This window comes from Eubacteriales bacterium mix99 (assembly GCA_038396605.1).
GTDB lineage: Bacteria > Bacillota > Clostridia > Caldicoprobacterales > DTU083 > UBA4874.
This window is the reverse complement of the sequence record CP121690.1, coordinates 1,130,245-1,149,246: the sequence shown is the minus strand read 5'-3', so window position 1 is coordinate 1,149,246 and position 19,002 is coordinate 1,130,245. Positions and strand designations below refer to the sequence as shown.

The window sequence follows — 19,002 nt, the reverse complement described above, 5'->3', positions numbered from 1 at the left end:
TTACACCTCCATCCCCTTCAGAACATAATCCAGCAGATTCTCCCCGGACACCTGCCGGATATCTTCCGGGACGGCCTGTCCCACGGTAAAATAACGAATCGGCTTGTCACTGTAGCAGCCAATGTTCAGAATGCTTCCATAACACTGCGTTTCGTCCAGTTTGGTCAAAATAATGGAATCATAGCCGACGTTTCCGTAATTCTCCAGTATCATTTTCAAGTCGCTCCTTCGGGTCGTTGCACTCACCGCCAGAATCGTCTGCTTCTCTTTTATCTCATCCAGACAAGCCTGGATCTCCAGCAACTGATCCATCCTCCTGGAATTGCTTCCCGCCGAATCCACCAAAATCCGGTCACAGTTCTGAAGGCGGTCCGCTGCGCCGGACATATCCTGCCTGGAAGAAATCACCTCCAGTGGAATATGCAGAATATCAGCATAGGTTCGGAGCTGACCTACCGCACCGATCCGAAAAGTATCCAGGGTAATGAGGCCGGTCTTCCTCCCCTTTAAAACCTCCCGGGCAGCGAGTTTTGCGATTGTCGTGGTTTTCCCCACCCCCGTCGGACCGATGAAAACCCATACACGCTGCTCCGCCTTTTCTTCCGTCAAAATGCTCCTGTGAAAGAAATCCGAAAAGAACTGTCTCGCTTTCCGAAGATCCATGCCGGCATTTCCGACCTGACTGCAGAAAGCGGTAACCTCCCGGAGTACCGAATCGTCCAGGTCCATCGTCTTCAGGTGCTGCATGAGACAAACCGGAAACGATCTCCCTTCGCTGCCTTCCGATCCTTCTTTTTCTTCCATGAGCCGGTCCATCATCTTTTTCAGCTCACGGATCTCCTTTTCCAGATGCTCTTCCCTGCTGCCTTGCTGCAACAGCTGCTGTGGCTGCTGTCGCTGTGCCTCCGGACGAACCGAGGATCGCACCGTGCCCTCCGGTATTTTCCCGGCCGGCGGATTCGGAAAGGAAGGTGCACTCCGGGGAGAATCCAACGCAGCTGTAACCTCCAGCCGTTTTTTCCGGAACAGGTTCTTCCATCCCTTTGGCCGGACCTTTCGGCTGCTGACAATAATCGCATCGCTTCCCAGCTCATATCGGATGCGGGCCCTGGCTTCCTTCATATCCTTCACCAGATAACGCCTAATTGTCATAGATATTCACCATCCCCGCCACCTCGATCCCGATGGAGTTTGGAATCTCATTCAGGGAAAGGACAGCAATGTCGGGAAACGCCATTCCAATCATCTTTTTAAAAGGTGCACGTATCCCGGGAGATGCCAGGATTACCGGACGGATATGACCCAGCGACAATCGTTCCACCAGATCATGGACATTTTCCAGTATTTTTGTGTTGACATCCGGTTCAATGGCAGGAAAGGATCCCTGAAAGGACTGCTGGATATTATCCGAAATATACTTCTCCAGCTTGGGGTGGATGGTAACCACATGCAGGACCTTGCCCGAATCCAGATAAGGAAGGACAATCGTCCTGCTCAGGGAGTATCTTACATACTCAGTAAGAAGTTCTATGTCCTTGGTACCAGGTGCATAGTCCGCCAATGTCTCCAGAATGGTGACAAGGTCCCGGACAGGTACCTTTTCCTTCAGCAGATTCTGCAATACTTTCTGCACCTGCCCCAGAGACAGCAGATTTGGTATCAGTTCCTCCACCACAGCACTGTAGTTGGGCTTGAGCGCATCAATCATTTTCTTTACTTCCTGTCTCCCGATCAGCTCATAGCTGTGTTCCCGGATGACTTCTCCCAAATGCGTTACCATGACGGTGGCGGCATCCACAATGGTGTATCCTTTCATCTCCGCCTTTTCCCGGTCCTTTTCCCCGATCCAGAGAGCCGGCAGCCCAAAGGCCGGCTCGGTGGCCGGAACGCCTTCCAGGTCGATTTTCTCATCAGCAGGATTCATTACCATCATATGTCCGGGCAGGATTTCCCCTCCGGCAACCACAATCCCTTTTATTTTCAGCTTATATTCATTGGTGTTCAGCTGCAGATTATCCCGGATACGAATAGGCTGCACGATAATCCCCATATCAAGAGCACATTGCTTTCGGATCCCGGCGATCCGCTCCAGTAAGTCTCCTCCGTTCCGATCATCCGCCAGAGGGATCAGGCCATAGCCGATCTCCACCTCCAGAAGCTCCACCCGGGCATATTCCATGTAATCCTCCGGTTCCTTTTTCCGCTCCGCAGCGGAACGGTTTGCCTCTGCAACCGCTGCCTTTTCCTCCGCCTTTCCCTTGCTTTTTTCCTCCCTGTGCAGAAGGGCTCCTCCGGTGCCGCATCCTGCTGCGAGCAAAAGAAACGGAAGCGTGGGAAGACCGGGAATGATGCCCAGGACCGCCATAACCGCAGAGGTGATCAGCATTACCTTTGGAAAGCCAAAGAGCTGGGTCCCCAGAGCGGTGCCGAAATTCTCATCCGAAGCAGATCGGGTAACCAGAATCCCGGCTGCCACGGATACCAGAAGGGAAGGGATCTGGCTGACCAATCCGTTGCCGATGGTCAGCAGGGCAAACTGGGACAGGGCTTCCTGGATGGGTTTGCCCTGCTGGAGTACATAAATGGCGATACCTCCGATGAAATTAATGAGGATAATTAAAATGCCGGCAATGGAATCCCCTTTTACAAATTTCATGGCACCGTCCATGGCCCCATAAAAATTGGCTTCCTTTTCCAGCTTTTGCCTCCGTACCCTTGCCTGCTCATCATTTATGGCACCGGTATTCAAATCCGCATCAATGCTCATTTGTTTTCCAGGCATGGCGTCCAGCGTGAACCGTGCGGATACCTCGGATACCCTGCCGGCCCCGTTGGTCACGACAATGAGCTGAATGACGATCAGGATAATGAAGATAATGATCCCGACGATGTAATTGTCGCCCGTGACAAAAACGCCGAAGGCCTCCACCACTTTCCCCGCATACCCCTGTCCCAGAATCAGCCGGGTGGAAGAGATGTTGAGGCCCAGCCGAAACAGGGTCAGGACCAGCAAAAGGGTGGGAAATACCGAAAATTGAAGGACTTCTGTTGTAAACATGGACAGCAGCAGTACGATCACGGACAACGCAATGTTCATGGACAACAGAATATCCAGCATACCCGTATGAATCGGCACGATAATCAGGGATATGACACCCAGTATGCCAAAGGCGGTGAGCACATCAAGATTTTTGACTGGTTTGGAATACAATTTACCGGTTCGGACCGACATTTTCTCTCATCCCTGTTCCCATTTTGGTTTTTTCTTCCATGCGATACACTGTGGCCAATATTTCAGCCACCGCCTGATACAGCTCCACCGGAATTTCCTGACCGACTTCCACATGCCGGAACAAGGCTCTGGCCAGAGGTTTGTTTTCCAGAATGGGAATTTCATGCTCTCCGGCAACCTTACGAATCCTGTCCGCCATAAAATCCATTCCTTTTGCTGTCACTACCGGAGCACCTTTCATGGAGTCCTCATACCGAAGCGCCACAGCCAGATGTGTCGGATTGGTCACCACCACTGTGGAATCCGGAAGTGCCGACATCATGCGGGTCGTAGCCATCTGCCGCTGCTTTTGTCTTCTCAGGGACCGAACCTGGGGATCCCCTTCCATCTGCTTCCACTCTTCCTTCACTTCTTCCCTGGTCATCCGCAGATCCTTCTGAAACTCAAAACGCTGATACACATAGTCCACGGCTGCCAGTGCCAACAGACAAATTCCCACCCGCGAGAACAGCCCCAGAACAATATCCTTCAGTACAGGAAACACCCCGTAAATACTCATCCGGGAGAGGGAAAGGATCTCCTCCAGGTTCTCCTTCACAAAGGACCAGGAAAGAGCGCCCACCAGAATCAGCTTCAGTAGGTTTTTTACAAATTGGAGGAGTACCTTTTTGGAAAATATATTTTTCAATCCCTCAATGGGATTCAGCCTTTGCCCGTGTGGCTTCAGCGGATCGGTTGTCCAAAGCAGACCGGTCTGCACAATGTTGGCCAGGGCCCCGATCCCCATGACGGCTCCCATCATCGGCAGGACCGCTTTCAGGTAAATACCGGAATCCTGCAGAAACAGGGCCGTCAGGTTTCCCTGTGTGACAATCCGGCTCATACCATTCTCCAGGGAATGCGTCAGATAGCTGTGCAGGGCCGTCAGGACGGAATTGCCCATCAGCTGAAACACCAATACCAGGAGCATCAGCGTGACCGCCGAGGTGAGGTCATAGCTTTTGACAACCTGACCTTTTTTCCTTGCATCTTCCTTCCTCTTTGGAGTGGCTTCTTCTGTTTTTTCCCCGGCAGCGAAAGCCATCATGGCAACCGGCATATCCTTCATGAAATCCCGTATCCGCGAGGGCAGGCTCCCAAAGAGGGAAGTCAGCATATTGCCGAAAGCCGGAAGCAATACAATAATAGCCAGAAGTCCGATCAACATTTTCAGAGGAAGGCTCAACATCAGGATATTGATCTGCGGAACGGATCTGGACAGGATCCCCATGACCAAATCCGTCAGCAATATCACAAAAAGAATCGGCATGGCAATTTCAAAGGAAATCCGGAACATATCCACAAATATGGTAACGATCGCTTCCGGATTCATTTTCCCCAAGTTCAGCTGTCCCGGAGGAATGGCTTCCAAACTTTGCGCCAGGGCATAAATAAGAGCATGATGCCCGTTCACAGCAAAAAACAACGTAACTCCCACCCACTCATACAGATTGCCAAAAAGCGATATCTGGGCTCCGGACATGGGATCATAATAGGTCGCCATGGAAAATCCAATCTGAAAGTCGACCATCTGGCCTGCCATCTGCACACAGGCAAAGATCAGATTTACAGCATACCCCAGCGCCAATCCGAACAATACTTCCTTCCCTGCGAGAATTCCATAGGCAAGAATGGAATCCGTTTCGATCTGCAGCGACGAAGCCGGAACAGCCAGGTACAGAAGATAGGCCAAAATCAGGGACAAACCGGCTTTCACCCTGCCCGGAACCCCGTTCAGACGGAGCAGGGGGATGGCTGCGAGAAAGCTTAGAACCCGCATCCAGATCAGAAAGCCGACGGACAATTGCTCTGCATTAAACTGCAACACGGAAAACCACCTACGAGACGATATTGGCAATATAGCCGAATATCCGATTGGTAAAGCTGACTAATGTATTCATCATAAACGAGCCCAACAAAATCATGGTAAAGAATACTGCCAGGATTTTTGGAACAAAGGTCAGGGTCTGCTCCTGGATCTGGGTGGTTGCCTGCAGAATACTGATAAGCAGGCCCACCACCAGAGCAACAAGCAAAATTGGTGCAGAGGTCTTCACGGTTGTAAGCAAAGCATCCTTCATAATATCCAGTATCACTTCCTGATTCATGGATTTTCCTCCTTTTCTCCTGTTCCCTGTAAAAAAGATCCGCTTACAGAAAACCTTCCACCAGGGATTTTACGATCAGATGCCAGCCGTCCACCAAAATGAACAGCAGCAGTTTAAAGGGCAGGGAAATGGCTGCCGGAGGCAGCATAAACATCCCCATGGACATCAGGATCCCGGAAACCACCATATCAATGACAATAAAGGGAATATACAATAAAAATCCAATGGTAAAGGCCGTTTTCAGTTCACTGATGACAAATGCCGGGATCAATGTCGTCATACTCACATCCATCCGGTCTTTCGGCATCTTCTCCCGGGAAATATCCACAAACAGGGCCAGATCCTTTTCCCTGGTCTGCCGCAGCATAAATTCCTTTACCGGTTTGATGCCGGTCCGGATTGCTTCGTCCTGCGTGATGGTTCCGTCCAGATAAGGGTTTACTGCCTGATCCATGATCTGGTTCACTACCGGCGACATAATAAAAAAGGTCAGGAACAGAGCCAGACCGATCAATACCTGATTGGGAGGCGTCTGCTGAGTTGCCAGAGCGCTTCGCAGCAGGGAAAAAACCACAATGATCCGGGTAAAGGACGTCAGCAGCGTCAGAATGGAGGGCGCCAGAGTCAGTATGGACATCACGATGAGCAAACGTATGCTGTCCACCAGTTGTTTTGGCTCCTCCGGAGGATGAAGCGCAATCTCCCAGTCCGGAGATACGGCGATGGTTTTCGAAGCCGCATGAGCGACCGGCTGCACGATAAATGGAAGCAGAACGATCAGAAGAAGAAAAGCCGCTTCTTTTCCCCTGCATTTTCTATTTTCCATATTTGTCCCAGACTTTCTTCCACTTTTCGTTATGGAACCACCCCTGTACCTTTTGCTCCCGGTTCCTTCCCGGGTCTTTCCCTGCTTTTTTCTCCAGATAAGCCTTCGCTTCCTCCGGAGAAAGTGTCCTGATCCGCTGTATATTGTTCTCGCTTATCCCGAGCACCACAACTTCGTCAAACAGTTTCACGACATACAACGCCGATTTATTGGAAACAGGGACCTTTTCCAGTATCTGAATTCCTCCGGACGGATTCTGCCGGTGCAGATACCGGCCGGTCAGTCTCAGGCTGACACAGGCAAGAAGGATCACTGCCGGCAAGGCAGCCAGAAGCTTTAAAGCGCTGTTTATCAATTCCCGATCCATGGCATTCCTCTTTTCCATTCCCGAAGCCATTTTATACAGATGCCTGGCTTCATTGGACCAGAAAGTCCGTAATAAACACGTCGGTTATCATTTTTTCCGGGAAAAACTGATTCAGCTTACCCAGCATCTCCTTCTTCAGCCCTTCTGTCGATGCAATCGGCATAATATCCTTTACACTTTTACTCCTCAATACGGACAAGATGGCGTCCCTTTCCTGGGCTTCCTTTTCCTCAATCACCTTCTGATCTTCCTCCCGGTCATAGCCCAGGGCAATCTTTATTTTCAAATACCGCCCTTCGTCTTTCAAATTGACAATGATCTCGTCCATGGAGTACGTGTGATGGGTCTTATAGGCCCTGGGCTCTTCTGCAAAAACAAAGGTCTTGCTGTAATAGGAAAACGCCAGGAATGCCATCACCAGAGTAACCAGGGGAATCACGAAAAACAAAAGGGCCGTTCTTTTTTTACCTGTGCCTGCTTCCTTCGCCATCTTCAGTACCTCCTTCCATTGATGCTACGATCAGCATATTGACCCTGCGGTTCCGGGCACGGTTCTTTTCGGAATCGTTGGGGACAACGGGCCGGTATTCCCCATAGCCTGCCGCAGACAATCTGCGCGGATCAATGTGTTTTTCCTCCGCGAAATAACGCACCACTGTGGTCGCCCGGATGACGGAAAGCTCCCAGTTCGACGGAAACGGGGCCCTGTGCATGGGCACATCATCGGTGTGCCCTTCCACAATGATATTGTTGTCAAAGGAGCGGATCAATTTGGTGAGCTTATTCAGTATCACCAGACTGTCCGGCTTCAGCTCCGTTTTCCCTCTGTCAAAAAGGATGCTTTCATTAATATCAATGATCACGCCTCTTCGATCTGTCCGCAGCTTCACATCCGCGGACAGGCCTTCCTTTTCCACAAAACCATGGACGGTCCGATAGATCCCCTGGATCTCCCTGCTTCGCATGGTTTTCCCCCCGGATGGCTCCGGCGTATACCCCTCTGCCTCTCCCGACGAACCTTTTGAACCCGGCACAACAGCTTTAATGGAGTTGGCAGGCGGATTGCCTTCCAGTATGGAACCTCCTCCGGCGGAACCGTTCAGGGAAAACTGCAGGGAAGAGGATAACGCCCTGAACTTCTGCGCATCCACATTGGAGTACGTAAACAGCAGAATAAAGAAAGTCAGCAGAAGTGTGGCCATATCCGAATAGGTTGTCAGCCAACCCGCTCCTCCGCCTTCGGACTCTCTCCGCCTTCTCCTACGCATGTCCGGACACCGCCTCCGAGTTGTCTTCCCTTTCCGCTTTTTCCTGCCATTCCTGCCGCTCCTTCGGCGATAAATAAGCGGACAGCTTTTCCTCTACAATCCGGGGATTGGCTCCCGACTGAATTGCCAGTACTCCGTCAATGATCATTTCCATCTGAAATGACTCGATCTCCGTCTGGGATTTCAGATTGTTTGCAATGGGAATAAAGATCAGATTGGCCAGCAGGGATCCATAAAAGGTGGTAATCAGGGCAGTCGCCATTCCCGCACCGATACGGGACGGATCATCCAGGCCGCTGAGCATGATGATAAGGCCGATCAGGGTGCCCAACATGCCAAAAGCAGGCGCCAGCTCCCCCCAGGTCCGGAAAATATTTTCTCCCGGCTTATGCCTTTCCTCCAGGGAATCAATTTCCATTTCCATAATATCCCGGATGGTATCCTGCTCCATGCCGTCAATCGCCATTTGCAGTCCCCTCTTCAAAAAGGGGTCGTCCAGATCCGCCGCGTCATCTTCCAGAGACAACAGGCCTTCCCGCCGTGCTTTTCTGGAAAGGTCAGAGAAATAGGAAACATAGTTCTCCTTCAAATTGGATGGCTCGCTCACGACTTTCCTGAGAATAACCGGTATGGATCTCACGTACTGAAAAGGATAACTGATCAGAACCGCCGCCAGGGAACCAAAAAACGTAATCAGAACGGACGTAACACTCCAGAACATTATAAAGGTTCCGCCGTCCATGGAAATTGCCAGAACAATCAAAATCATGCCGATTGTCAAGGCAAGAACCGGAACCAGATTCTTTTTCATTCCGACCCCTCCCACTCCACCCGATTGATTTCCTTTCGATACGCCATTACCTTTCCCGATACCTCATTGGCACTTTCCATGACCCTTATCCTTTTCCCGCCTGTCAGGGTAATGATCGTATCATGCAGTTCCTCAACCTGTTCAATCTTTTCCGGATTCAGATAGAACAGGTTTCCCTTCAGCGTTGTCAGTTCAATCATCGAATCGTCTCCTTAGCAAAGAACCACTTCTCCTGTTCTTTCTATCTTTTCAGATTGATCAGCTCCTGCAGCATTTCATCCGAAGTCGTGATGATCCGGGAATTGGCCTGATAGGCTCTGCTGGTAACAATCATGTCGGTAAACTCGTTGGCAAGATCCACATTGGACGATTCCAGGCAGCCCTGCCGGACGACCCCCATACCACCTGCCGCGGCGGTTTCATACACCGGTTCTCCGGAATTGAGGCTTTCTTCATAGGTGTTCCCGCCCTTCTTTTCCAGTCCTCCGTTGTTTTCAAACTTTGCCAGGGTAATGGACCCGAGATAATAAACGGAGCCATCGTCATAAACTCCGGTGATCAGCCCGGATTCATCAATGGAAAAGGAATCCAGTTTGTGGCCTTCGATTTCGTTTGGTATACTGAGAGGCTCCCGGACGGACGGATCGACATCCGGCAGTTCAGTTGATTGAAAACGATCGCCCAGAAGGCGAAACCCTTCCGCATTAACCAGAAAGCCGTCCTGATCCTTATAAAAGGCGCCGTCCCGGGTAAATCGCAGTTTGCTGCCTTCCCTGTCCGTTGCCACGACGAAAAAGCCTTCCCCTTCAATCCCCAGATCCAGATCCCGGCCGGTAGGCTGCATGCTTCCCCCTTCAAACAGGGTGTCAATCGCCGACACGGAAACGCCCTGACCGACCTGCTTTGGGTTCACGCCTCCGCGTCCCGCTGCCGACGGTCCCTGGGCACGTGCCTGCGACTGACTGAACAGATCCCGGAACTGAACACGGCCGGCCTTAAATGCCGTTGTGGTTGAATTTGCGATGTTATTTCCTATCACATCCATTTTTGTTTGGTTGGTCTTCATGCCGGACACACCGGAATACATGGAACGTAACATAATTTTTTCCTCCTTTAAAGAGTAAGTCTTTTGAAATCCTGCACACTGCCTTTTATGCTTCCTCCGCTTCCCCGGAGCCGGATGGACCTGTCGGAATTTCCGGTTCCGATCCCGGAACGCCGATATCTTCTATCTGATCCATGGTATAGGGCGTACCATTCACCACAAGCTCGATATCCCCTCCGGTCAGCCGCACCTTGTCCACCAGTCCCTGAACCGTCTGCCCTCCGTCATTCAGGGTAACATTTTTTCCCACAAGCTGGCTTCCAAACTGAAGATACTGAAAGGAAAGCATATCCGTCATGGTATTGTTCAGATTCTGGATCTGCTCCAGAGTACTGAACTGTGCCATCTGTGCTATAAACTGCGTATTGTCCCCTCCGCCCAACGGATCCTGATAACGAAGCTGCGCAGCCAGGATCTGCAGGAAGGCATCCTTGCCCAGCTTATTATCGGGAGTCCGTTCCGCCGTTCCAGGCGACGCGGCTGCGTACACTCCCTGTGAAGCAATTTCTGAAATCCCCATATGGATCATCCTTTCTGTTTTCCTTTTCCTGAAACTCCAAAGCATCCCAGGCGTGCCGAGCCCTTATGGTTCGTAATCCTCCAATCGATCCGACCTTCCGTTTCCATGGATATATCCATGGAAAGATCAGCCTTTTAGATCAGCCGATCCAGGGAAAAGCCCGTGTCCCAGCCCAGATAAGCATTTCGGGACGAAACGGATGGCGTTTCCGGACAGATCGGTTCTTCTTTCCATATGCCTCTGCGGAAATACCGGCGGACGGGGCGGTTTTCCCGGTAAAAAGGGTTCTCTCCTCCCTGGCCGCATTCCGCATCGTTTTGTTGCAGGCTGATGTTTACATCCTGAAGCCGGACATTCTGTTCCTTTAACCGGCCCGCCAGATCCGGGAGCTGTTTTTCCAGTGCTTCCGCAGCAGCCGAATTTTCCACCAGGATGGTGCCGGACAAATGCCCGTCCTTCATGTGTACCAGTATTTCGATCTCCCCAAGTTCCCTGGGGCTCAGCTGCACCTTCAGGCCGGACAAATTCTCCTGGCGGCTCATGGTAACCCTCTCCGTCATCCGGGACGCAATGTCCTCCAGATTCCGGATGACCGGGTGGAAAGAAGTCCTGCTGGCTTCCGAACCTTCTAAAATGTTTCCGGCCTGCCCTGCCTTTCCATCCATTTTCCTGTTTATATCTTCTTCCAGGGTGTTTTTTGGCGCCGCTGACATTAAAACGGAGAGGTCCTCCTTCCAAACCGGATTTCCCATTGAGGGGGACGGAGTCTGCCGGGCAATTTCCCTTGCCGGTTCCATCACCGGGGCTGATGAATCCGGCAGCCCCACGTTTTCGATCCCTCCCGGGAGAATTCCGCTGCTGTCTTCTTTCCGCACCTGTAAAAAATCCGGGCCCGACGCCATCTTCACATCAGCCGGGACAGATCTCACATCCCCGCCGTCCGGTACCCCGGCGCCCTGCAAGTCAGCATTCAATGAAGGGCTTGCTTCCCGGATCCCGGAATCCTGTATTGCGGTGCTCTGTAAACCGGAACCTTTTTTCCCTGCCTCCGCCTGCGGTGCATCCGTGGGAACCGCTTCCCTTATTTCCGCATTGTGAATGCCGGCATCCGACGGTAAACCAGCTTCCGTCTCCTGTACCTCCGCACTGTGCAGGCCCACAGCCGGCGCCAGGCTCCCCGGCATCCCGGCGCCCTGCAGGTCAGTATCCAATGGAGGACTTGCTTCCCGGATCCCGGAATCCTGTATTGCGGTGCTCTGTAAACCGGAACCTTTTTTCCCTGCCTCCGCCTGCGGTGCATCCGCGGGAACCGCTTCCCTTATTTCCGCATTGTGAATGCCGGCATCCGGCGGTAAACCAGCCTCCTGTACGCCCGTATTCTGCAAGCCAGCATCCGGCAGTGGGCCAGCTCCCACTCCCTGTACCTTCGTATTCTGCAGACGAACATCCAACAAAGGATTCCTTGATATCCCGGTACTTTGTTCTCCGGCATCCTGCGAACGGATACCTTCCTGTCCTGCCTCCGCCTGCGGTGTACCGGCGGGGGCATCTTCCTGATCTCCCGCGCTGTCAGCAGCATCCGGCGACGAGCCAGCCTCCTGTACGCCCGTATTCTGCAAGCCAACATCCGGCAGTGGGCCAGCTGCCTGCATCCCCGCACTGTCCAGGCCGACATTCGGCGCCAGGCTCCCCGGTATCCCGCTGCCTTGTACATGGATATCCGTCAATAAGCTTCCTGATGTCCCGGCGCTTTGTGTCCCGGCATCCGATAAAGCGGCTCCCTCCTGCCCTGTCTCCGCCTGCGGCACGACAGCGGGAACAGCTTCCTGTTCTCCCGTATTCTGCGGACCGGCATCCATCCATGAGCCGGTCTCCTGTACTGCTGCACTGTGCAGTCCGGCCTGAAAAGCCTGCGGATCCGTCATCCGGGCAGTCTCAGAAATACCGGTGCTTCCCAACAGCGGATCGCCATCCCCCTTCCCCTCACCAGCGGAAGCCTGATCCGAAGAAAGGGATTCTCCCTGCGGTCTGTATAACATGGCAAGAATCCGAACAATCATATCTGAGAAACCTGGACTTTCCCCTTTCCCATTTTCTTTCTGCCGGTTCCCGATATTCAGAACACACTCCGGCTGCATTGCCTTTTCTGAGCTGATTTTCATTTCCACTCCCCTCCTTTCATGGATTCTGTCCCCGGGTCACTCCGCATATAGGAATACAGGGCCAGTTCATCCGTAATTTTCTGCTCCGCCTGCTGCAGATCAAAATCGTATTTCTCCCGGGCCCGTTCCTTATGCTTTTCGATCGTCTTCCGATCTCTCTGCGCATGAATCAGCTGTCGGCGTTTCTCTTCCGCTGCCTTTTCCGTCTCCGCCACCAATTGCCTTTGCATATCTACCTTTTTCTTCAGAGAAAGGATATATTGCTGAAGATTTTTCCACTCAAAAACCTTGTGATTTGTGCAGGTGCACCGGGAAGCAACCGCAGCATCCAGTTTTTCTTCATAATCCCTCAGCGTTCTTTTGTGCCGGATCAGCTCTCTCCATATCTGCGAGTATTTTTGCTTTTCCTGCTCTTCCACACTTCTTCGATAATCCAGCACACTTTCCATGGAATACTGAAACGCCTTCATTTCCCTTCACCCGGGCCTTTCTTCAGAATTTCCTGCATCTGCTGCAGGGTATCGTTGTATTCCACCCTTTCCGTGACATCCTGCGTCAAAAAGTCATTGATCGGTCCATTCAATGCAATGGCACGGTCGATCTGCGGGTTGGACCCTTTCGCATACGCACCGATGTTGATCAGGTCCTCGGACTTTTCATAAACAGCCAGGGAATTGCGGATCTCCCCGGCCATTTGATCCTGATTTGCAGAAGTAATCTCCCTGGCCAGACGGCTGATGCTTTGCTGCACATCAATCGCCGGAAAATGATTCTGACCAGCCAGCTTTCTGGACAAAACGATATGTCCGTCCAGAATCCCGCGCACGGCATCCGATATGGGCTCGTTCATATCGTCTCCATCCACCAGCACCGTGTAAAAAGCGGTAATGGAGCCCCGTTCGGAGGTGCCGGAACGCTCCAGAAGCCTGGGAAGCTCCGCAAAAACGGAGGGAGTATACCCTTTGGTGGCAGGAGGTTCCCCTATGGCCAGGCCCACCTCTCGTTTGGCCATGGCAAACCGGGTCACCGAATCCATCATCAGCATGACCTTCTTCCCCCGGTCACGAAAGTATTCCGCAATCGTGGTGGCCACATAGGCTCCCTTGATTCGCACCAAAGCAGGCTGATCGGATGTGACACACACAACAACCGATTTCTTCAGTCCATCTTCTCCCAGATCCTTTTCGATAAAATCGCGTACCTCACGCCCTCTTTCTCCAATCAATGCGATGACGTTGACGTCTGCCTTACAGTACCGGCTGATCATGCCAAGCAAAGTGCTTTTGCCCACGCCGCTGCCCGAAAAAATACCGATTCTCTGGCCTTCCCCGCACGTCAGAAGTCCGTCGATTGCCCGGATTCCCGTAGGCATGATATTGGTAATCCGGTTCCTTTTCAGGGGGTTGGGAGGGGTCCGGTCCACAGGGCAGCTCTCCCGGGACAGCGCTATTCCCCTTTCCTCCTCTTCCATTGGCTCACCCAGACCGTTGAGCACCTTTCCCAGCAAGTCCTCGCCTGCCTGGATGGTAAGTGCCTTGCCCGTCGGTATGACCTTGCATCCCGACCCGACGCCTTTCAGATCCCCCAGCGGCATCAGCAGCACCTGCCGGTCCCGGAACCCAACCACCTCTGCCATTACCGCCGAGCCTTTCCCATCCAGCAAAATCCGGCAAACCTCCCCAACAAATCCCTTTATTCCCTGCACCATGATGGTCAGGCCAATCACCTGGGTCACCTTTCCGGCTGTGGAATAAAAGTTTCCATTCTCAACAAATTGCCTGCAGCGGTCAAAATCGAAAGCAAAGCCCATTACCCTTTCCCTTCTTTCCAATCCTGCAAGGCATTGACGATGTTGTCCAGCTGCCTGTCTATTTCAAGATCCATGACCTGATCTTCCGTTTCAATGATACATCCTGGACTTTTCACGGAAGGATCCTCCAAAATGGCAAAATTGGCATTGGGGCATACCTTTTTGAAATTCCCGATGTTCTCCTCCAGCACGGAAACATATTGCGCAGGACACCGGATCAGGATCTGCTTTCTTTCTTCTGCCTGATGCAATGCGTTTTTTACCATTTCCACAATGCTCTCTTCCCGGACATCCACGCTGTAACGGATCATGCCTTTCGCCATGGAGGCAGCCAGTTGAATGATCTCTTCCCTCGTCCTGGCGATATACTGCCTGGTTTCACGATGGGCATCGGACAGCAGAGCCCTTGCCTGCCCCTGCATCTCCCTGGTCTTCCGATCAGCCTCCTTCCAGCCGGACTGGTAACCTTCCTTATGGCCTTCCTGAAATCCGGCCTGATACCCGTTTTCCCTGGCTTGCTTCCGGATGGACCCTGCCTGCTCTTCCGCCCGGCGAATCCGCGCCTCTGCCTCATGCTCCGCATCACGGAGCTTTTCTTCCGCTTTGCTCCGGGCCTGCCTGAGATCCTCTTCCCATTTGCTGTCACAAGCCATCCCCCCGTCGTCCGTTTCCCGGTCTGCAGGGCTCATTTCCCTGACAGGGGACAGGGGGATCTCACGGCTGTCTGCCTCCATATTTACCTGATTGCTTTTGATCAGCCTACGGGACAACAACATTTTCGCCACCTCGCGCAATGATAATCTCGTTGGTTTCATCCAGCTTACGTATGAGCGCAACAATTTTCTGCTGTGCCTCTTCCGCCTCCACCAGCCGGACCGGGCCCATAAACTCGATATCTTCCCTCAGTGTCTGGGCTGCTCTCTTTGAAAGGTTCTGATAAATGGAATTGGCCACATCTTCAGAGGAAATCTTCAGGGCAAGGGCAAGATCCCTGCTGTCCACTTCCCGGAGAATTCTCTGAATGGAAGCGGAATCGAGGGTAATGATATCTTCGAACACAAACATATTGGACCGGACCTTTTCTGCCAAATCCGGTTTTTCTTTCTCCAGATCATTGATAATGTTCTTTTCCGTGCCCCGATCCGAGGAATTCAAAATGTCGACCAGAGTTCCCACGCCGCCTACCGTCTCGTAATCGTTGCCAATAATGGAGGACAACTTTTTTTCCAATACGGATTCCACCTGTCGGATTATTACCGGAGACGTCCGGTTCATGGTGGCGATCCGGCTTGCGACATCAGCCTGCAGCTCCTGGGGCAGACCGGACAGAATGGTGGCTGCCTTATCTGGCTGAAGATAGCAAAGAATCAATGCTATGGTCTGCGGATGCTCCCTGGATATCGTATGAAACAGCTGCTGGGCATCCGCCTTTCTTGCCATGGCAAAGGGACGGCGCTGCTGCGTGATTTCAGACACCGTATCAATCATTTCCTTCGCTTTCTGGGTCCCCAGGGCTTTGGTAAGAATATTTCTGGCATAATCCAATCCCCCTTCGCTGATATAGTCCTGAGCCACCGTCATATCCAGAAATTCCTTCAGGACCTCATTTCTTTGCTGCGAAGTGATCTTCGTCATGTTGGCAATCTCGTAGGTTACCTTTTGAATCATTTGGTCAGGCAGCCTCTTTATGATGCTGGATGAGACATCCGGCCCAAGGGCTATCATAAGGATCGCAGCTTTCTGAACTCCGCTCAACTTTTTTACCTTTGCCATCTATCCGTCCTCATCCTCCAGTATCCATGCCCGGACCAAATCCGCCATGTCATCCGGATTCTTTCGGGCATATTCCTTTAAGCTGCGCTCTTCCTTATTCTCCTTTGGCTCAATGTTGATCAGCGGCTCTTCCCGCAGAATGTCCTCCACAGGAATCGGCTCGTCTGCCACTGCATCAACCATTGGCGGGGATTCGGGCTCTGGTTCCCGCTTCCTTTTCTTTTTCCTTACAGATCGGAACAAACCGATCAGGACAGCGATAATGCAAACTGACAGAACTCCCAGGGCCACAAAAAGAATCTTTCTTTGGGAAGCTGCCTGCCTTTGGGCTTTTATCGCGGCTTCCTTCTGCCGCCGGGCCTCTTCTTCCTGCATCTGCTGATCCAGTTCATCCTTCAGGGAAGTATCAAACGATACTCCTTCCACCTGAATCGTATCTCCGCGGCGTTCATCGTATCCGATGGCAGCCGACACAATATTCTGCATGGCCTGTTGGGTTTCCTCATTCAGTTTGCCATTGTAGACAACAGACGCGGTAATCCGCTTGACTTCGCCGGGAGCCTTTGTAGTATGGGTTTTGGTTTCCCCAATTTCATTATTCGTTGTGGATTCGTAGGAGGTCACGCCATTCTGATCCAAAACCTCTGTTACGTTTTCATCAATGTAGTTTTGGGTATTGTTGTCAATCGGGCTGCTGCCCTGTCCTTCTGTCGTCGTTCCGTTCTGATTGATCCGAACCTCCTGACTGCGGATCACTTCCTGAGGATCATAGGAAATCCTGGTTTTGTCCTGGGAATCAAAATCCAGATCGGTCTTCACGGATACCGCCACCTTACCGACTCCAAAGACCTGCTCCAGCAAATCCTTTAAATCCTTTTCCAGCTTGTTTTCAAACTGTTTTTCCAGATCCATTATCCGCGTGCTGCTCCCCGCAGACGAATAGGTATCCTCTTCATTCAACACTTCATCACTGAGCAGATGTGCACTGGAATCCACCACCCGGACATTTTTCTCCGGAAGATTTTTCACTGCACCGGACACCAGCGATATGATTCCCTTGATTTGTTCCGGAACCAAATCCCTGCCCGGCTTCAAAGTCAGTATAATGGATGCAGTGGCCGGTTTCTGTTCCTTCATGAAAATGGATTCCTCGGATAAGGCCAGATGAATCCGCGCTTTATCCACTTCTTCCAGAGATTGAATGGAGCGCTGCAGTTCTCCCTCCAGCGCCCTTTGATACAGGATTTCCCTGTCCGCATCTGTCATGGCATAATTTGATTTATCAAACAGTTCAAAGCCTTCCCCGCTGTCCGGCAAAGCTCCGTCAATTGCCAGATCCAGGCGAAGCCGGTCCACATCGTTTTCCGGCACCAGCAGAGCCGTGCCGTTGTCTGCGATTTTGTAGTCTGTGTACTTCCTCTCATCCAGCTTCTCCACCATCTGGGAGGCATCCTTGATATCCAGGTTTGTAAACAGGGGAACATATTCTGCTTTTTTATTTCCGCTCAGGTTGTAAACGGAAATTGCGGCGATAAGGGAACACAGCACGATTATGAAACTGATCTTCTTCACCTTGCTCAATTTGATCCAGGCGCCTGATAGCTTATTCCATATTCCGACGATTTTACCCACTCTGCTTAGACTCCTAACGCTTTCCTTATTCTATCTTTTCTTAAAAGGAACGAAAAAACCGGACTGCCTGTCTGGCATTCCATGATGTCCATCCCTGCAGAATCCGTGCATTCCTGCTACAGCTGTATCCGATTAATCTCCTGATAGGATTCTATCAGTTTGTTTCGTATCTGTACCGTTACTTCCAGTGCCAGTCTTGCTTCCTCCGCAGCCAGCAAAACGGAATGAATATCCTTCGCTTCCCCCGTTACCAGCTGCCGGCTCGCTTCATCCGCCTTTATCTGCATATCGTTCACCTTATTCAGCTCTTCCTTCAGGACCGATCCAAAATCCGCCTTTTCCGTCCTGGCCGGTTTCACTGTCCCGATGGCGGCAACGGAAGGAGCCTCTGCTATCGGATTGATTTCCATACCTACCCCTCTTTATTTTGAAAAATGCTGTATCCGGCAGAAAACCGGATTGTTTTCCATATGTACGGTATACGCCTCTATCCTCTGCCAATCTCCAAGGCCCTGGCCATCATACCCTTTGTGGCATTCACTGCGGTGACATTGGCTTCGTAGGCTCTGGTGGATGCAATCAGATCCACCATCTCATTCAATATATTGACATTCGGCATACTGACATATCCGTTTGCATCAGCATCCGGATGGGTTGGATCGAACACACTTTGCAGGGGACTTTTGTCCTCCACAACCCCCACTGCCTTGATCCCCCTGCTGACGCTCCCGATTTTGCCGGACTCCCTGTCCCGTTCCGTCGCCAGATTCTCCTGAAAAACTGCTATTTTCCGCCGATAGGGACCGCCCTGCTCGGTATGCGTGGTATTTACATTTGCTATATTGGAAGCAATGGTATCCATCCGCAGACGTTCCGCTGTCAACCCGCTGGCACTGATCTGCATTGTGTCAAATACCTTCATGATCAACTTCCTCCCCGGACCAGATATCGCAGAGTATTTAATTTTTGATTGGCCTGCTCAACTAAAGTGCTGTACAAAAGCTGATTTGCCGCCATATTCGACACCTCAAGATCAATATCCACATTGTTTTTGTCGTTTCTCATGGCAGGAGATTTGTCCCTTACCAATCTTGGCTCAACTTCCCGGTCTGCTTCCCTCAGGCTGCCGGAACCCTCCTGTACTGCATTCAGGGATGCCGGCCTGTCTGACATGGACTTCTCCAGCTCTTCTTCAAAAACCACTCTCTCTGCCTGATAACCGGGTGTGTTGATATTTGCGATATTGTCGGAAATGGCTTGCTGCCGCAGCCAGGATGCGTCCAGCGCCTTTTTCAGTAATTCGTATGTCGGATCCTCCAGAATCCGGATCAATTCCCTTCCCCCCTTTC

At 51.7% G+C, this 19,002-nt stretch carries 21 protein-coding genes; all 21 read right to left on the bottom strand.

Going from position 1 to position 19,002, the window contains the following annotated elements:
• Positions 1 to 1,152: a flagellar biosynthesis protein FlhF gene (gene flhF / locus QBE55_04825; GenBank protein ID WZL79479.1), complete on the bottom strand. Its 1,152-nt coding sequence runs from the start codon at positions 1,150 to 1,152 to the stop codon at positions 1 to 3.
• Positions 1,142 to 3,232, bottom strand: a complete 2,091-nt coding sequence (flhA, locus tag QBE55_04820; protein ID WZL79478.1) for a flagellar biosynthesis protein FlhA — start codon at positions 3,230 to 3,232, stop codon at positions 1,142 to 1,144. The genes flhF and flhA overlap by 11 nt, the downstream gene beginning before the upstream one ends.
• On the bottom strand, positions 3,213 to 5,099 hold the full coding sequence (gene flhB, locus QBE55_04815; GenBank protein WZL79477.1) for a flagellar biosynthesis protein FlhB: 1,887 nt from the start codon (positions 5,097 to 5,099) through the stop codon (positions 3,213 to 3,215). The genes flhA and flhB overlap by 20 nt, the downstream gene beginning before the upstream one ends.
• A 10-nt stretch (positions 5,100 to 5,109) precedes the next feature.
• Positions 5,110 to 5,379 carry a flagellar biosynthesis protein FliQ gene (gene fliQ / locus QBE55_04810; protein WZL79476.1) on the bottom strand — a complete coding sequence of 90 codons (270 nt, stop codon included), beginning with the start codon at positions 5,377 to 5,379 and terminating at the stop codon, positions 5,110 to 5,112.
• A 43-nt stretch (positions 5,380 to 5,422) separates the two neighbouring features.
• Entirely contained in the window at positions 5,423 to 6,205 is a 783-nt protein-coding gene (gene fliP, locus QBE55_04805; GenBank protein ID WZL79475.1) for a flagellar type III secretion system pore protein FliP, read from the bottom strand.
• Entirely contained in the window at positions 6,195 to 6,572 is a 378-nt protein-coding gene (locus tag QBE55_04800; protein WZL79474.1) for a flagellar biosynthetic protein FliO, read from the bottom strand. The genes fliP and QBE55_04800 overlap by 11 nt, the downstream gene beginning before the upstream one ends.
• A 49-nt stretch (positions 6,573 to 6,621) precedes the next feature.
• Positions 6,622 to 7,062: a flagellar basal body-associated FliL family protein gene (locus QBE55_04795; GenBank protein ID WZL79473.1), complete on the bottom strand. Its 441-nt coding sequence runs from the start codon at positions 7,060 to 7,062 to the stop codon at positions 6,622 to 6,624.
• Entirely contained in the window at positions 7,037 to 7,840 is an 804-nt protein-coding gene (locus QBE55_04790; protein WZL79472.1) for an OmpA family protein, read from the bottom strand. Before QBE55_04790 ends, QBE55_04795 begins: the two co-directional genes overlap by 26 nt.
• A complete protein-coding gene (locus QBE55_04785; GenBank protein ID WZL79471.1) occupies positions 7,833 to 8,651 on the bottom strand; it encodes a motility protein A in 819 nt (272 codons plus the stop codon). Before QBE55_04785 ends, QBE55_04790 begins: the two co-directional genes overlap by 8 nt.
• Complete coding sequence (locus QBE55_04780) at positions 8,648 to 8,851, bottom strand: flagellar FlbD family protein (GenBank protein WZL79470.1); 204 nt, start codon at positions 8,849 to 8,851, stop codon at positions 8,648 to 8,650. The genes QBE55_04785 and QBE55_04780 overlap by 4 nt, the downstream gene beginning before the upstream one ends.
• 41 nt (positions 8,852 to 8,892) lie before the next feature.
• Positions 8,893 to 9,750: a flagellar hook-basal body complex protein gene (locus QBE55_04775; protein WZL79469.1), complete on the bottom strand. Its 858-nt coding sequence runs from the start codon at positions 9,748 to 9,750 to the stop codon at positions 8,893 to 8,895.
• A 52-nt stretch (positions 9,751 to 9,802) separates the two neighbouring features.
• A complete protein-coding gene (locus QBE55_04770; GenBank protein WZL79468.1) occupies positions 9,803 to 10,276 on the bottom strand; it encodes a flagellar hook capping FlgD N-terminal domain-containing protein in 474 nt (157 codons plus the stop codon).
• A 134-nt stretch (positions 10,277 to 10,410) separates the two neighbouring features.
• Positions 10,411 to 12,438 carry a flagellar hook-length control protein FliK gene (locus QBE55_04765; protein ID WZL79467.1) on the bottom strand — a complete coding sequence of 676 codons (2,028 nt, stop codon included), beginning with the start codon at positions 12,436 to 12,438 and terminating at the stop codon, positions 10,411 to 10,413.
• On the bottom strand, positions 12,435 to 12,908 hold the full coding sequence (fliJ, locus tag QBE55_04760; GenBank protein ID WZL79466.1) for a flagellar export protein FliJ: 474 nt from the start codon (positions 12,906 to 12,908) through the stop codon (positions 12,435 to 12,437). The genes QBE55_04765 and fliJ overlap by 4 nt, the downstream gene beginning before the upstream one ends.
• Positions 12,905 to 14,248 carry a flagellar protein export ATPase FliI gene (gene fliI / locus QBE55_04755; protein WZL79465.1) on the bottom strand — a complete coding sequence of 448 codons (1,344 nt, stop codon included), beginning with the start codon at positions 14,246 to 14,248 and terminating at the stop codon, positions 12,905 to 12,907. The genes fliJ and fliI overlap by 4 nt, the downstream gene beginning before the upstream one ends.
• Positions 14,248 to 15,024 (bottom strand): FliH/SctL family protein, encoded by a 777-nt coding sequence (locus QBE55_04750; GenBank protein WZL79464.1) that lies wholly within the window; start codon positions 15,022 to 15,024, stop codon positions 14,248 to 14,250. Before QBE55_04750 ends, fliI begins: the two co-directional genes overlap by 1 nt.
• Positions 15,008 to 16,021 carry a flagellar motor switch protein FliG gene (gene fliG, locus QBE55_04745; GenBank protein WZL79463.1) on the bottom strand — a complete coding sequence of 338 codons (1,014 nt, stop codon included), beginning with the start codon at positions 16,019 to 16,021 and terminating at the stop codon, positions 15,008 to 15,010. Before fliG ends, QBE55_04750 begins: the two co-directional genes overlap by 17 nt.
• Positions 16,022 to 17,653 (bottom strand): flagellar basal-body MS-ring/collar protein FliF, encoded by a 1,632-nt coding sequence (gene fliF / locus QBE55_04740; protein ID WZL79462.1) that lies wholly within the window; start codon positions 17,651 to 17,653, stop codon positions 16,022 to 16,024.
• A gap of 116 nt (positions 17,654 to 17,769) precedes the next feature.
• Complete coding sequence (gene fliE / locus QBE55_04735) at positions 17,770 to 18,063, bottom strand: flagellar hook-basal body complex protein FliE (GenBank protein ID WZL79461.1); 294 nt, start codon at positions 18,061 to 18,063, stop codon at positions 17,770 to 17,772.
• A 77-nt stretch (positions 18,064 to 18,140) separates the two neighbouring features.
• Entirely contained in the window at positions 18,141 to 18,575 is a 435-nt protein-coding gene (gene flgC, locus QBE55_04730) for a flagellar basal body rod protein FlgC (protein ID WZL79460.1), read from the bottom strand.
• 2 nt (positions 18,576 to 18,577) lie between these two features.
• Entirely contained in the window at positions 18,578 to 18,985 is a 408-nt protein-coding gene (flgB, locus tag QBE55_04725) for a flagellar basal body rod protein FlgB (GenBank protein WZL79459.1), read from the bottom strand.
• Positions 18,986 to 19,002: the final 17 nt, after the last annotated feature.

Bases quoted from the DNA above. Each gene is read 5' to 3' on its own strand.
- flhF (WZL79479.1), bottom strand. From the start codon at position 1,152: ATGACAATTAGGCGTTATCTGGTGAAGGATATGAAGGAAGCCAGGGCC.
- flhA (WZL79478.1), bottom strand. From the start codon at position 3,232: ATGTCGGTCCGAACCGGTAAATTGTATTCCAAACCAGTCAAAAATCTT.
- fliQ (WZL79476.1), bottom strand. From the start codon at position 5,379: ATGAATCAGGAAGTGATACTGGATATTATGAAGGATGCTTTGCTTACA.
- fliP (WZL79475.1), bottom strand. From the start codon at position 6,205: ATGGAAAATAGAAAATGCAGGGGAAAAGAAGCGGCTTTTCTTCTTCTG.
- QBE55_04800 (WZL79474.1), bottom strand. From the start codon at position 6,572: ATGGATCGGGAATTGATAAACAGCGCTTTAAAGCTTCTGGCTGCCTTG.
- QBE55_04795 (WZL79473.1), bottom strand. From the start codon at position 7,062: ATGGCGAAGGAAGCAGGCACAGGTAAAAAAAGAACGGCCCTTTTGTTT.
- QBE55_04790 (WZL79472.1), bottom strand. From the start codon at position 7,840: ATGCGTAGGAGAAGGCGGAGAGAGTCCGAAGGCGGAGGAGCGGGTTGG.
- QBE55_04785 (WZL79471.1), bottom strand. From the start codon at position 8,651: ATGAAAAAGAATCTGGTTCCGGTTCTTGCCTTGACAATCGGCATGATT.
- QBE55_04780 (WZL79470.1), bottom strand. From the start codon at position 8,851: ATGATTGAACTGACAACGCTGAAGGGAAACCTGTTCTATCTGAATCCG.
- QBE55_04775 (WZL79469.1), bottom strand. From the start codon at position 9,750: ATGTTACGTTCCATGTATTCCGGTGTGTCCGGCATGAAGACCAACCAA.
- QBE55_04770 (WZL79468.1), bottom strand. From the start codon at position 10,276: ATGGGGATTTCAGAAATTGCTTCACAGGGAGTGTACGCAGCCGCGTCG.
- QBE55_04765 (WZL79467.1), bottom strand. From the start codon at position 12,438: ATGAAAATCAGCTCAGAAAAGGCAATGCAGCCGGAGTGTGTTCTGAAT.
- fliJ (WZL79466.1), bottom strand. From the start codon at position 12,908: ATGAAGGCGTTTCAGTATTCCATGGAAAGTGTGCTGGATTATCGAAGA.
- fliI (WZL79465.1), bottom strand. From the start codon at position 14,248: ATGGGCTTTGCTTTCGATTTTGACCGCTGCAGGCAATTTGTTGAGAAT.
- QBE55_04750 (WZL79464.1), bottom strand. From the start codon at position 15,024: ATGTTGTTGTCCCGTAGGCTGATCAAAAGCAATCAGGTAAATATGGAG.
- fliG (WZL79463.1), bottom strand. From the start codon at position 16,021: ATGGCAAAGGTAAAAAAGTTGAGCGGAGTTCAGAAAGCTGCGATCCTT.
- fliE (WZL79461.1), bottom strand. From the start codon at position 18,063: ATGGAAATCAATCCGATAGCAGAGGCTCCTTCCGTTGCCGCCATCGGG.
- flgC (WZL79460.1), bottom strand. From the start codon at position 18,575: ATGAAGGTATTTGACACAATGCAGATCAGTGCCAGCGGGTTGACAGCG.